The 12,366-nt window shown below is 62.8% G+C and carries 14 protein-coding genes; 9 read left to right on the top strand and 5 right to left on the bottom strand.

The window, feature by feature from the left end:
• Positions 1–30 precede the first annotated feature (30 nt).
• Positions 31–1,872, top strand: a complete 1,842-nt coding sequence (gene edd, locus WNZ15_RS05870; RefSeq protein ID WP_342892023.1) for a phosphogluconate dehydratase — start codon at positions 31–33, stop codon at positions 1,870–1,872.
• Between the two features lie 275 nt (positions 1,873–2,147).
• Entirely contained in the window at positions 2,148–2,786 is a 639-nt protein-coding gene (gene eda, locus WNZ15_RS05865) for a bifunctional 4-hydroxy-2-oxoglutarate aldolase/2-dehydro-3-deoxy-phosphogluconate aldolase (RefSeq protein WP_342892022.1), read from the top strand.
• Positions 2,787–2,857: 71 nt separating this feature from the next.
• On the opposite strand, the gene WNZ15_RS05860 is transcribed toward eda, so the two are convergent.
• A complete protein-coding gene (locus tag WNZ15_RS05860) occupies positions 2,858–3,415 on the bottom strand; it encodes a PilZ domain-containing protein (protein ID WP_342892021.1) in 558 nt (185 codons plus the stop codon).
• Positions 3,416–3,631: 216 nt separating this feature from the next.
• Here WNZ15_RS05860 and WNZ15_RS05855 point away from each other — a divergent pair, with 216 nt between their 5' ends.
• The 5 genes from WNZ15_RS05855 (at position 3,632) to WNZ15_RS05835 (ending at position 7,364) form a co-directional block, all read left to right on the top strand.
• The gene (locus WNZ15_RS05855) at positions 3,632–4,420 is read left to right on the top strand and encodes a delta-class carbonic anhydrase (protein ID WP_342892020.1); all 789 of its coding nucleotides are present in this window, start codon (positions 3,632–3,634) and stop codon (positions 4,418–4,420) included.
• A 125-nt stretch (positions 4,421–4,545) separates the two neighbouring features.
• Positions 4,546–6,168 (top strand): glucose-6-phosphate isomerase, encoded by a 1,623-nt coding sequence (gene pgi, locus WNZ15_RS05850; protein ID WP_342892019.1) that lies wholly within the window; start codon positions 4,546–4,548, stop codon positions 6,166–6,168.
• A 234-nt stretch (positions 6,169–6,402) separates the two neighbouring features.
• Entirely contained in the window at positions 6,403–6,672 is a 270-nt protein-coding gene (locus WNZ15_RS05845; RefSeq protein ID WP_023000610.1) for a glycine zipper domain-containing protein, read from the top strand.
• 49 nt (positions 6,673–6,721) lie between these two features.
• Positions 6,722–6,991, top strand: coding sequence for a glycine zipper domain-containing protein (locus WNZ15_RS05840; protein WP_342892018.1), 270 nt, complete (start codon positions 6,722–6,724; stop codon positions 6,989–6,991).
• Positions 6,992–7,091: 100 nt separating this feature from the next.
• Positions 7,092–7,364, top strand: coding sequence for a hypothetical protein (locus WNZ15_RS05835; protein ID WP_342892017.1), 273 nt, complete (start codon positions 7,092–7,094; stop codon positions 7,362–7,364).
• A 126-nt stretch (positions 7,365–7,490) separates the two neighbouring features.
• Here WNZ15_RS05835 and ald read toward each other — a convergent pair whose 3' ends face one another.
• The gene (ald, locus tag WNZ15_RS05830) at positions 7,491–8,630 is read right to left on the bottom strand and encodes an alanine dehydrogenase (protein ID WP_342892016.1); all 1,140 of its coding nucleotides are present in this window, start codon (positions 8,628–8,630) and stop codon (positions 7,491–7,493) included.
• Between the two features lie 184 nt (positions 8,631–8,814).
• On the opposite strand from ald, the gene WNZ15_RS05825 reads away from it, so the two are divergent.
• Positions 8,815–9,285: an Lrp/AsnC family transcriptional regulator gene (locus WNZ15_RS05825; protein ID WP_342892015.1), complete on the top strand. Its 471-nt coding sequence runs from the start codon at positions 8,815–8,817 to the stop codon at positions 9,283–9,285.
• An 84-nt stretch (positions 9,286–9,369) separates the two neighbouring features.
• A complete protein-coding gene (locus WNZ15_RS05820) occupies positions 9,370–10,260 on the top strand; it encodes an SMP-30/gluconolactonase/LRE family protein (RefSeq protein ID WP_342892014.1) in 891 nt (296 codons plus the stop codon).
• A 46-nt stretch (positions 10,261–10,306) separates the two neighbouring features.
• Here the strand turns inward: WNZ15_RS05820 and WNZ15_RS05815 are convergent, their stop codons facing one another.
• From WNZ15_RS05815 to WNZ15_RS05805, 3 genes are all read right to left on the bottom strand, one after another.
• Positions 10,307–10,531: a hypothetical protein gene (locus WNZ15_RS05815; RefSeq protein WP_342892013.1), complete on the bottom strand. Its 225-nt coding sequence runs from the start codon at positions 10,529–10,531 to the stop codon at positions 10,307–10,309.
• Positions 10,532–10,583: 52 nt separating this feature from the next.
• Positions 10,584–11,174: a hypothetical protein gene (locus WNZ15_RS05810; protein ID WP_342892012.1), complete on the bottom strand. Its 591-nt coding sequence runs from the start codon at positions 11,172–11,174 to the stop codon at positions 10,584–10,586.
• A gap of 91 nt (positions 11,175–11,265) precedes the next feature.
• Positions 11,266–12,090, bottom strand: a complete 825-nt coding sequence (locus WNZ15_RS05805) for a rhodanese-related sulfurtransferase (protein WP_342892011.1) — start codon at positions 12,088–12,090, stop codon at positions 11,266–11,268.
• Positions 12,091–12,366 lie beyond the last annotated feature (276 nt).

Here is a 12,366-nt window from a genome sequence, read left to right as displayed (position 1 = left end):
CGCCCGACGGCTAGCAAAGGAAACACAGGTATGACCATCCAGGATCGCATTGGCGACGTTACCGAACGGATCGTCAAACGCAGCCACGACAGCCGCTCCCTCTATCTGGACCGGATCGGCCGGGCCGCCGACAAGGGACCGCAGCGCTCGCGCCTGTCCTGCGGCAACCTGGCCCACGGCTTCGCCGCCTGCGGTGTTTCCGACAAGCAGGCCCTGTCCGGCGACGTGGTGCCCAACCTGGGCATCATCACCTCCTACAACGACATGCTGTCGGCCCATCAGCCCTATGAAACCTATCCGGCCCTGATCCGTCAGGCGGCTCATGAAGTCGGCGCGGTTGCCCAGGTCGCCGGCGGCGTCCCGGCCATGTGCGACGGCGTCACCCAGGGCCAGGACGGCATGGAACTGTCGCTGTTTTCCCGCGACGTGATCGCCATGGCGGCCGCCGTCGGCCTGTCGCACCAGATGTTCGACGCCGCCGTGTTCCTCGGCATTTGCGACAAGATCGTCCCGGGCCTGGCCATCGCGGCGCTGTCCTTCGGCCACATGCCGGCCGTGTTCGTGCCCGCCGGCCCGATGACCACCGGCATTTCCAACGACGACAAGGCCAAGGTCCGCCAGCTCTATGCCGAAGGCAAGGTCGGCCGTGACGCCCTTCTGGAAAGCGAATCCAAGGCCTATCACTCCCCGGGAACCTGCACCTTCTACGGCACGGCCAACTCCAACCAGATGCTGATGGAGATCATGGGCCTGCACATGCCGGGCGCATCCTTCGTCAATCCGGGCACGCCGCTGCGCGACGCGCTGACCCGCGAGGCCGCCAAACGGGCGCTTGCGATCTCCGCACTCGGCAACGAATTCACCCCGGCCGGCGAGATCATCGACGAGAAGGCCATCGTCAACGGTGTGGTCGGCCTGCACGCCACCGGCGGCTCCACCAATCACACCATGCACCTGGTGGCGATCGCCGCCGCCGCGGGCATCCGGCTGACGTGGGACGACATTTCCGATCTCTCCGACACGGTCCCGCTGCTTGCCCGTGTCTACCCCAACGGCAAGGCGGACGTGAACCACTTCCAGGCCGCCGGCGGGCTTGCCTTCCTGATCCGCGAACTGCTCGGCGACGGCTACCTGCACCAGGACGTCAAGACCGTTCACGGCACCGATCTGTCGGGCTATACGGTCGAAGCCAGGCTCGACGCCAACGGCAACGTGGTCCGCGAACAGGTCCCGGCGGTTTCCGGCGACGAAACGGTTCTCGCCCCTGTCTCCAAGGCCTTCCAGCCGACGGGCGGCCTGAAGATGCTGACCGGCAACATGGGCAAGGCCGTCATCAAGATCTCGGCGGTCGCCCCGGATCGCCACATCATCGAGGCGCCCGCGCGCGTGTTCCATGACCAGAACGACTTCCTGACAGCCTTCAACAACAAGGAACTGACCGGCGATGTCGCCGCCGTTGTGCGGTTCCAGGGCCCGAAAGCCTGCGGCATGCCCGAGTTGCACAAGCTGACACCTTGCCTCGGCATCCTCCAGGACCGCGGCCACAAGGTCGCCCTGATCACCGACGGACGCATGTCCGGGGCCTCCGGCAAGGTGCCGGCGGCGATCCATGTGACGCCGGAAGCCGCCGACGGCGGTCCGATTGCGCGGATCCGGGACGGCGACATGATCCGGGTGGACGCGATCAGCGGCGATTTGACGGTTCTCGTCGATGAAGCCGAGTTCAACGCCCGCCCGCTCGCCACGGCTGATCTGAGCCACCATCATTTTGGCGTCGGCCGCGATCTCTTCGCCGCCTTCCGCAGCAATGTCGGAACGGCGGACACCGGCGCGCATGTCTTCGGGGGTCAGGAGCCAGCACGTGGAAACTGACGTTGTGCCATCAGTCGACCGTCGTTTGACCGCGCGTTGCCGCATTTCACGGTCTCGCTTTTTGTTCGGCGGCGATCTTCTGCGCCCTTGTCGGCCGAGACGATCGATCGGTTAGGGTCGAAACCGGTCTCGCGAAGGGACGTCCTGTTTGACGGAAGGACACTGCGGAGCACGGGATTGCGCTCGGAAGGTTACGGGCCGCACCGATCCTTCCAACTGGAATTCAGATCTATCGGCGCGGTCAACACACACACAAAAGAATACAGGGAGGCGATATGGCCCAGGACATAGAAAAGATCGAACAGGTGATGTGCGCCGCGCCGGTGATCCCGGTGCTGGTGGTGGAAGACCCGAAAAAGGCTGTGCCCATGGCCGAGGCCCTGGTGCGCGGCGGGCTACCGTCGATTGAAATCACCTTGCGCACGCCCCTTGCCCTGGAAGCGATCAAAGCGGTCAACGAGCATGTCGAAGGCGCGATCGTCGGTGCGGGCACCGTGCTCGACGACAGGCAATATGATGCCGCCATTTCCGCAGGTGCGCGCTTTATCGTGTCTCCGGGCGCGACGGAGGCCCTTCTCGATGCCGCTGACCAGCACAGCGTCCCCCTGCTGCCGGGTGCGGCCACCGCATCGGAAGTCATGTTCCTGCTGGAGCGCGGCTATCAGCGGCTGAAGTTCTTCCCCGCGGAGCAGGCAGGCGGCGCGTCCTATCTGAAGTCCCTCTCCTCGCCGCTGGCGGCTGCGAAGTTCTGCCCGACGGGCGGCGTCAGCCTCGACAAGGCCCCGGACTACCTGAAGCTTCCGAATGTGCTGTGCGTGGGGGGATCCTGGATCGCCGATGCCAAGGCCATCGCCGCCGAGGACTGGCAAGGCATCGAGGACCGCGCGCGGGCTGCCGCGGGTCTGAAAGGCTGACAACGGCAGCGCACTCTCATGTCATGCCCGGGCGTCTCGTCCGGGCATCTCGTCCGGGCAGGGCACCGGCCTCAGGCCTTCTCGTTTTCCTCGAGCGTGCGGTCCCACAGCAGCCGCAGACCTGCGGACGCTTCATTGCGCCATGCGAATTCCGCGATGACCGGGCGGTCGAACTTCTTCATGGTGAGGACCACTTCCTCGGGCAACGCGGTCATGCCGTCCGCCATGATGCGGCATCCGTTGTTGCCCGCGTCCACGATTGTTCCCGTGATCTCGGTGATCCCCTCGAGATCCGACAACTTGGCGGCGATGTTGACGTTGTTGCGTTTCTCCCGGCGCTTGTCGCTGACTGTCTGTTCGGACTTGGCAAACACGACCACGGCGAAGTCCTTCTTGGCAGATGTCACGAGAGCCTTTACGAGCTTGTTCGACCCTTGGGCGCGGATACCGATGTTCTTGTAGAGCTCCTTGATCTCGGCCGAGGCAATACGGCATCCCCATTCGTTGACGTTGGAGATGACTGCATCGATGACCGACATCGTATCGAAATCAACAATCAGCACGTCTTCTTCCGCGTCCGGCTGATCCAGAAGATGAGAGAGATCGCCTAATTTGTCTTCCGGCTTCATTTCCAAATCATCCGAGGCTGGGACATGCGGATTTCCAATCGATAAAAATCTATTGAAAAGTACCACACGATGGAAGTTTAAGTTCCTTTAAGGTGGCTATGCAAACCGTCACGTTTCTCATTTACACATTTGGTGTCTCCGCAAATTTTCCATTCGGCGCGGAGCCCGAAAATCTGACGGACGATGCCAGCAGATGGCAAGGCAAGAGAGAAGAAAATGACCGGTATTCTTAGAATTTCCACGCTGTTCTGCGCGGTCTCGTTTCTGGCCACGTCGGCTCATGCCGCCGCCCTGTGCCAGGGCTTCGGCCCTCAGACGCCCCGGGACATTGCCGACAAGAACGGCTTGAATACGCACGCGGTGTCCATCGCCCCCGCGGCCGATCAGCTGAACCTCTGCAATATCCACACGCACACCAATGCCGAACACAAGGGTCCTGGCTTTGCGATCTTCGCCGGCGATGGCGAGTCGGGCGGCTTCAGGTGCAATGGCACCGACGACCTGACCGCGGCAGAGCTCGCCGAACCTGACAGCACCGCCTTTCACGGCGTCAGGCCGGGCGACACGATCGAGGTCCACTGGGTTTATTCCTCCTGCGACATCGAGCCGGGCAAGGGCCTTGGCTCCTGCATGTCGGAGACCTGCACCAATCCGCAGCTGCGTGTGGAGGCCCAGGCCTTTCTCGTCGTGAACGACCCTGCCGCGCTGGATTTTGGCGGATTTTCCTATGACGGCACGATGCGCGAGGGTCTGCATCAGCCCAAGGCCCTGCCCTCGGGAACCGGAGCCCCGGTCACCTTTATCGGCTCCACCACCGGACCGAGCTACACCGAGGAAGTCTGCTCGCCGCTTCAGGTGACCTGGAGCGTCCGCCCCCAATGCGCGAAACTGGATATCAACTCGTTGAACGCCTGGGCCCGGAACGGCAACGTCTTTAAGGAAGATCATTCTCACGGCGTGCGCCAGCTCGTGACCGCACCGGAACTTCTGGCCCCGATCAACTGAGCCTCGCACCGGTCCGGCGGCGGTGCCGCAATTTTCGCTCCACCTCGCAGGACCTCTGTGGTATTCGGGGCGCCGTCGGCATCGGCAGAAGACCGGCCTGTTAAATCGGTTGAAGGGGATTGTTCATGGCTCTCGACGAAGCATTTGAGGCCCTCGCGCGGCAGGCCGGACAGCTGCGCAAGACCAACCTGCGCGCGCTTTTCGCAAGCGACCCGGACCGCTTCGACAGCTTCTCCGCCAGTTTCGAAGATCTCCTGCTCGATTATTCAAAGTCGAAGATCGACGCCAGGGCCTTCGCCCTGCTGCTCGACCTGGCCAGGGCCGCCGATGTGGAAGGCCGGCGCGCGGCCATGTTTTCCGGAGAAAAAATCAACACGACAGAGAACCGCGCGGTCCTGCATACGGCTCTCAGGAACCGCTCCGACCGTCCGGTGCTGGTCGACGGCAAGGACGTGATGCCCGACGTGCATGCGGTCCTGGACGCCATGGCCGACTTTTCCGAAGCCGTCCGCTCCGGTGAGCTGACCTCCTTCACCGGCGATGCCTTCACCGATGTGGTCAATATCGGCATCGGCGGCTCCGACCTCGGCCCGGCCATGACCACCCTGGCGCTCAGGCCTTATCATGACGGCCCGGAACTCCACTATGTATCGAACGTGGACGGCGCCCATATCGCCGACACGCTGGAAAGTCTCGATCCGGCCACGACCCTGATCATCGTGGCGTCGAAGACTTTCACCACCATCGAAACCATGACCAATGCGCAGACCGCGCGCACCTGGATCGCGGACGCCCTGGGCGAGGACGCCGTCGGCGACCATTTCGCGGCCGTGTCGACCGCCCTCGACAAGGTTGCCGCCTTTGGCATCGACGAAACCCGCGTGTTCGGTTTCTGGGACTGGGTCGGTGGCCGGTATTCCATCTGGTCGGCCATCGGCCTGCCGCTGATGATCGCCATCGGCCCGGATGCCTTCACCGATTTCCTGGAAGGCGCACACGCGCTTGATACCCATTTCGCCGAAGCGCCGCTCGACAGCAACCTGCCGGTCCTGATGGCACTGATCGGGGTCTGGAACCGGGATCTGCTTGGATACGGCGCAAGGGCGGTGCTGCCTTACGACCAGCGCCTGTCGCGACTGCCGGCCTATCTGCAGCAACTCGACATGGAATCCAACGGCAAGAGCGTGCGCCTGGACGGAAGCCCGGCGGCGCAGGACACCGGTCCGCTCGTATGGGGCGAACCGGGTACCAACGGCCAGCATGCCTTCTACCAGTTGCTGCATCAGGGAACGACGGTTATTCCCTGCGAGTTCCTGATCGCCGCAAACGGGCACGAGGACGATCTCAAGCATCACCATGACCTTCTGATCGCCAACTGCCTGGCGCAGTCCGAGGCGCTGATGCTCGGCAGGACCCTTGACGAGGCCCGGGACAACCTGAGCGCTTCGGGCCTGTCCGGCGAGGACGTCGACCGTCTCGCTCCGCACAAGGTATTTCCCGGCGACCGGCCCTCGATGACGCTGGTTTACGACCAGCTGACGCCATTCGCACTTGGCCGCCTGATCGCGCTTTATGAACACCGGGTCTTTGTCGAGGGCGTGATCTGGGGGATCAATTCATTCGACCAGTGGGGCGTCGAACTGGGCAAGGAACTGGCAACCGCCCTGCTTCCCATGGTCAAGGGCGAGGCACCGGCGGCATCCAAGGATTCCTCGACAAAAGGGCTTTTGATGATACTTCGAGGCTGATCGAAGGAACTTTCTTTACTCAATGGCGTTTACACCTTGGGCGCTCTCGCCATAATTTCGCCCGACCAGAGCGGTCTGGTCCACCATGCCGGGAGCCTGAATCGACTGTCCGGCAGGACGCTGACCTGTAAGGCAATGAGAGATTGCCCGTGCCGGGAAAGCGGCTTAGTCTCGGCGAGGCTTTTATTTTGTCGGTCGCGCCGCCATCGGCGGACCCCAAGGGAGATGGTATCGATGAAAAAACTTGTTCTGCTCGCAGCAGTTGGCCTTGCTCTGGCTGGATGCCAGTCCGACAGCCAGCGTGACCGCGCCCTGGTAGGCGGCGGTCTGGGTGCTGCCACGGGCGCTGCTATCGGCGCAGCTGCAACAGGTGATGTCGGCGGAGCCCTGGTCGGCGGTGCGATCGGTGCGGCAGGCGGTGCGATCGTCGGATCCGCAACCACGCCGAAGAACTGCGTCGCCTATGACCGCTACGGCAACCCCTACAGGGTCGCCTGCCCCTGATCCCAGCAGGCACATTTCAGACTGAGATGCTAACTTACAGGTAGAATTGATGAAAAGACTTGTTCTGGTTGCCGCGGCAGCCATGTTCGTTGCGGGCTGCCAGTCCGACAGTCAGCGGGACAGAGCGCTGGTGGGCGGCGGCCTTGGCGCCGCGACCGGTGCCGTGATCGGCGCTGCCGCCGGCGGTGGCGTGGGTCCGGCTCTAGTCGGCGCGGCCATCGGCGGGGCCGGTGGTGCCATCGTCGGATCGGCGACCACTCCGAAAAACTGCGTTGCCTATGACCGCTACGGCAATCCCTACAGGGTCGCCTGTCCCTGATACCGGCATCGTAAACCGGGATAACCGGACTGATGGTAACGATCTGTTAACCATCTGACGACACCCTTGGCGGATGACTGTTTTCGCCAGGGGAATCAGGATGAAACCCATCCTTGTCGCATCCGCACTCGCGCTCTTTCTTGCCGGCTGCGCCAATACTGAAAGCCAGCGGGACAGAATGCTGATCGGCGCCGGTCTCGGTGCCGCCACGGGTGCCACAATCGGCGCCATCGCCGGATCGACCGTGAACGCCACCCTCGCCGGCGTGGCGCTCGGCGCCATCGGCGGCGGTATCGTCGGCGTGGTCACCACCCCCCGCAACTGCATCGCCCGCGACCAGGACGGCACCCCCTACAAGGTGCGGTGTCCTTGAGGCCCAAAAAGATCTCCATCTGATTTTCGCTCAAACCATCCCGAACGCGGTGGCAGAGCGCGCCAGCCCGAACAAAAGGCCGGCTCCTGAATGCCGGCCCTTGTCGTGTTTCGAAATCAACCCTGGTCAGGCCGCGGCGCTTGCCCGTGCCTGCTCCAGCGCCACCTTCGGATCGACATAGTCGTACCCCAGAGCGGTGGCGACCGCTTCGCAGGTCACCTTCCCGCCGATCACGTTGAGCCCCGGCAGAAAGTGCGGATCGTCAAGCAGCGCCTTTTTGGCGCCCTTGTCGGCCAGTGCCAGGGCAAACGGCAGCGTGGCGTTGTTGAGCGCGTGGGTCGACGTCTTCGGCACGGCTCCCGGCATGTTGGCGACGCAATAGTGCACGACATCGTCGATGATATAGGTCGGGTCGGAATGCGTTGTCGCCTTCGAGGTGGCAAAGCATCCGCCCTGATCGATGGCAACATCCACCAGAACAGACCCCGGCTTCATCCGGCTGACCAGGTCCCTGGAGACCAGCTTGGGGGCCGCCGCACCGGCCACCAGAACGGCGCCGATCACGAGGTCGGCGTCCAGCACATGCTTTTCCAGGGCCGCTTTCGTGGAATAGATCGTCGTCAGGGCCGGTCCGAAGGTCTGGGCAAGCTCTCCCAGAACCGCCGTGTTGCGATCAAGCACCGTCACATCAGCGCCCAGTCCGACCGCCATGGTGATCGCATGGGAGCCAACGACACCGCCGCCGATCACAACGACCTTTGCCGGTGCGACACCGGGAACACCGCCGATCAGGGTCCCCGAGCCGCCATGGGCCTTTTCCAGTGCCTTCGCGCCGGCAATCACCGCCAGGCGCCCCGCCACCTGGGACATGGGCACCAGCAACGGCAGGCCTCCGCGGGCATCGGTCACGGTTTCATAGGCAATGCAGGTCGCGCCGGACTTCACCAGATCGGCTGTCTGCTCCGCGTCCGGCGCCAGATGCAGGTAGGTGAACAGAATGTGGTCCGGGCGCAACATTGCGCGCTCGACCGCCTGCGGTTCCTTGACCTTGACGATCATCTGCGCGCTTTCGAACACTTCCCCGGCACTCGACAGGATCCGCGCACCGGCGGCCTCATAGTCGGTGTCGGCGGCACCGATACCGGCCCCCGCATTGGTTTCGACCACGACTTCGTGGCCGTGCGCCACCATCTCGTGGACGCTGTCCGGGGTCAGGCCGACCCGGTATTCATGATTCTTGATCTCTTTGGGAACACCGATGCGCATGACCTAGTCTCCTCTGGAAGCCGGTTTGATTGCCTCCAAGTTTACGCCCGGCTGGATCGCATGTGCTTGCGTTCGGAGGGAGGAAAGAGCGATTTTGCGCAATTTTATTGCAACAGATTGACCATTCATCAAATTTAATGCTGGATACCATCCCGATGTCAGCAATAATTGCGGTGCAGCATACATGAAGCTCGATCGTCTCGACCGGAAAATTCTCACCGTCCTGCAAAGCGACGGCCGGATTGCCAACGCGGACCTTGCAGAAAAGGTCGGCCTGTCCGCTTCCGCCTGCCTCAGGCGCATGCGCGCCCTGGAAGATGCGGGCATCATCGAGAACTACGTGGCGCTGCTGAGCCAGAAGAAACTCGGCCGGCACATGGACATCTTCGTGGAAATCTCCCTGACCGGACAATCCAGGGAAACACTGGAGAATTTCGAACGCGCCGTCGCCCGCTCGGAGGAAATCATGGAGTGTTTCCTGATGGCGGGTGACGCCGATTACATCCTGCGTCTCACGGCCGCGGATCCGATCGATTTCGAGCGCATCCACCGTGACCATCTCTCCCGGCTGCCGGGTGTGCTCAGGATGAAGTCGTCCTTCGCCATCCGGCCGATTGTCCGCAGGACGGCTATCCCGCTGGAGGCGGCCCAATAGCCGCCAGCAGCCTCGACGCAGAAGGCGCTGCCCGCTATAGTCCGCATCCGTTCAAATGCCCGGCTTTTCAAGGAACCCGCCACGGTGTCCCACACGATTACCCGTTTTATCGACACGACGTATCAACTTGCCGAATGCCCGACCTGGGATGATCGTAAAAACCGCCTGCTCTGGGCCGACATCCAGGGCCGCACCATCCAGTCGATGGACTGGGAAAGCCGCAGCATCACCACGTGGCACTTCGACAATGAAGTCGGCTCCTTCGGCCTGACCGACGATGACAGGCTGATCGTCGGCGTCTGGGACAAGGTCATCCTGTTCGATCCGGACACCGGCTCCAGGGAGGTTCTGGCGGACGTGCAGGCGCACGAGCCGCGCACCCGCCTCAACGACGGCAAGGTCGGCCCTGACGGGGCTTTCTGGGTGGGCACGATGGACACCAGTTCCCCGCGCGCGCCGATTGCCGGCCTCTACCGGATCGACGCGGCCGGCGAGGTCGCCGAGATCCGGGACGAATTGCAGTGCTCCAACGGCCTCGCCTGGACGCCGGACGGCACCTACATGTTCCATTCCGACACGTCGCCCGGTTGGATCGAGCGCTACGGCTTCGACCCTGAGACCGGTGCCCTCGGCTCGAAGATGCTCTTTTCCCAGCAGACCAATGCCACCGGCCGTCCGGACGGGGCCACAGTGGACGCAAACGGCAATTACTGGAGCGCGGGTGTCTCCGCCGGCGTGCTGAACTGCTTTGCCCCCGACGGCAATCCGCTGGAGGCGATCGGTCTTCCGGTCGCAAAACCGACCATGCCGTGCTTCTGCGGCCCGGATCTCGATCACCTGATCGTCACCAGCATCAGACAGCCGGCCGACCCGACCGCAACCGAACCGGACACGATGTCGGGCGGGCTGTTTCTGGTGGAAGGCCATGGCCGGAAGGGCTTGAAAACATACCGGTTCAGAACCGCGGCGGCCTGAGCAGCGAGCGACGCAAGACCTCCTGAGGCCTTGCCCCGACCATCTGTCAGTCTTGCTGACGCCCGCAGCTCTTCAGCGCTGCAATCACCTGTTCGGCAGTAACACCGGGCACCTGGATCTTGGTCTCGCCGAAGAGATGCACGATGGCCTGATCGCCGCTGGCGGTCTGCTCGTTGTAGATGCGCACCGACTGGTTTTCGGCAATGAGCACCGCCATCGAACCGCCTTGCACGGAGAGCAGGATCGACGACGCGACCAATGTGCAAATCATGTTTCAGCCCCGCTGATGGAGTATCCCGATCCTGTACCGGACAGATCCGGCGTCAGTACCGGCAACCACGCACCCGGACCGGCTTCCAGACCGTCTGCGCGGGCTGAACCAGGACCTGCCGGGCCACGGTCCTGTAGACGGCCGGTTTTTGCACCCGATAACTTGAGGCGGGCTGGACCACAACCTTTTCCCTGACGGTGCTGTAGATGGCGGGCTGCCGGACGGCGACCTTCGAGGCCCGCTGAACCAGGACCCGCTGATTGATTGTCTTGTAAACCGCCGGATGCTGAACCTTGCACAGGATCTTGTGCCCCTTGATCACCCGGTACTCCCAGCCGACGCTGGCCGGTTGCACCAGTGCCCGGCTCCGCTGCGTCTGGTAGACCGCCGGTGAGGTGCGGTAGCTGACCCGCTCCGGCTGCACCAGCACGCGCCGTGTCTGATAGCCGTAGACGGCGGGTTTGCGAACCAGATGGCTTGACGCCGGTTGAACCAGAACCTTCTGATGCACCGTCCGGTAGACGGCCGGCACCGTGGCCTGCTCGTAGCAGGACAATGCCCGCCCGCCGGCATGAACGGAAGAACCAAGAAACGGAATGACGGCCAGCGCAACTGCGGCGGCGCTCCAGAACCTGTGACGCATGAACTTCCCCCAGTCTGGTGCAGGCACTTTCTGTGCACGGATGACTTTAGGAAAGATTCACAGGGCGTTAAAGCGAAAAAGTTAACAAACGTTAAGATTTGGTTTCCGCCTGGGCACTTGCATCCACGCTCAGGCCCTTTTCGTAATCCGTATCCTCATTGAGAATATGGCGTGCCTCCTCGGGAACCCAGGCGCCCCAGCACGGCTGAAGCTGGTGGTCGACGGACACCCGGTCATCGAACACGAAACATTCGCCTTTCCAGAGGCTCTGGTCCTGCGGCACCTTTTCCAGGTAGTTCAGGATACCGCCTTCCAGGTGGTAGACGTCCTCAAAGCCGTTCTGCAGCATCCATGCGGTGGCCTTCTCGCAGCGGATGCCGCCGGTACAGAACATGGCCACCTTCGGTTTGGCCTTCAACGGGGCCGCGCCCTCCACCCAGTCCGGAAATTCGCGGAAGGCCTGGGTTTGCGGATTGAGCGCCCGATCGAACGTTCCGAAGGCGAATTCATAATCGTTGCGGGTGTCGATCACGACCACATCCGGATCTGAAATGAGATCGTTCCAGTCCTCCGGCTTGACATAGTGTCCGACGATTTCGGTCGGGTCGACGCCGTCGACCGCCAGTCTCACGATCTCCTGCTTGAGACGCACCTTCATCCGCTTGAAGACATGGCGATCTGTCCAGGCCTCCTTGTGGCTCAGGTCCTTCAACCGCGGGTCACTGCGCAAATGGGCCAGAACCGCGCGCACGCCCGCTTCCGGACCGCACAGGGTGCCGTTGATGCCCTCCGCCGCCAGCAGCAGGCTGCCGCGCACATCCCGGGCTTCGCAAAAGACCTTGAGCGGGTCACGCATCGCCTCGAAGTCGTCGAGTGTGGTGAACTGGTAGAGGGCTGCAACGAGAATGTCGTTCATCAGGCTTGATCTTGTGTCCGGGACATGGAGCCGGATCGGGCGGGCGCGCCTGGCGGCCTGCGTCGCGATCCGGTTTTCTGGCGCCCTCTATACAGCCCCGGAGCCTCGACTGCAAAGTCCGCATTTCCCCGGACCTAGCCGGGACCATGCCGGGCTCCTGCCTTCCGGCTGGGCCCGACCGGCGCCAGGTCCGCTCGCGCGCAAATTTCTCTTTGTGGCGACCGGTGGATCAGCGTAAATGAAACTGGTACACGCATCAAAAAATCGATATTATAG

Source organism: Roseibium sp. AS2 (assembly GCF_038900065.1).
Taxonomy (GTDB): Bacteria; Pseudomonadota; Alphaproteobacteria; order Rhizobiales; family Stappiaceae; genus Roseibium.
Note: the sequence above shows the minus strand (reverse complement) of the source record. Positions and strands in the feature narration are given on the sequence as shown.

Coding starts and splice junctions, on each gene's coding strand:
- edd (WP_342892023.1), top strand. CDS start 31: ATGACCATCCAGGATCGCATTGGCGACGTTACCGAACGGATCGTCAAA.
- eda (WP_342892022.1), top strand. CDS start 2,148: ATGGCCCAGGACATAGAAAAGATCGAACAGGTGATGTGCGCCGCGCCG.
- WNZ15_RS05860 (WP_342892021.1), bottom strand. CDS start 3,415: ATGAAGCCGGAAGACAAATTAGGCGATCTCTCTCATCTTCTGGATCAG.
- WNZ15_RS05855 (WP_342892020.1), top strand. CDS start 3,632: ATGACCGGTATTCTTAGAATTTCCACGCTGTTCTGCGCGGTCTCGTTT.
- pgi (WP_342892019.1), top strand. CDS start 4,546: ATGGCTCTCGACGAAGCATTTGAGGCCCTCGCGCGGCAGGCCGGACAG.
- WNZ15_RS05845 (WP_023000610.1), top strand. CDS start 6,403: ATGAAAAAACTTGTTCTGCTCGCAGCAGTTGGCCTTGCTCTGGCTGGA.
- WNZ15_RS05840 (WP_342892018.1), top strand. CDS start 6,722: ATGAAAAGACTTGTTCTGGTTGCCGCGGCAGCCATGTTCGTTGCGGGC.
- WNZ15_RS05835 (WP_342892017.1), top strand. CDS start 7,092: ATGAAACCCATCCTTGTCGCATCCGCACTCGCGCTCTTTCTTGCCGGC.
- ald (WP_342892016.1), bottom strand. CDS start 8,630: ATGCGCATCGGTGTTCCCAAAGAGATCAAGAATCATGAATACCGGGTC.
- WNZ15_RS05825 (WP_342892015.1), top strand. CDS start 8,815: ATGAAGCTCGATCGTCTCGACCGGAAAATTCTCACCGTCCTGCAAAGC.
- WNZ15_RS05815 (WP_342892013.1), bottom strand. CDS start 10,531: ATGATTTGCACATTGGTCGCGTCGTCGATCCTGCTCTCCGTGCAAGGC.
- WNZ15_RS05810 (WP_342892012.1), bottom strand. CDS start 11,174: ATGCGTCACAGGTTCTGGAGCGCCGCCGCAGTTGCGCTGGCCGTCATT.
- WNZ15_RS05805 (WP_342892011.1), bottom strand. CDS start 12,090: ATGAACGACATTCTCGTTGCAGCCCTCTACCAGTTCACCACACTCGAC.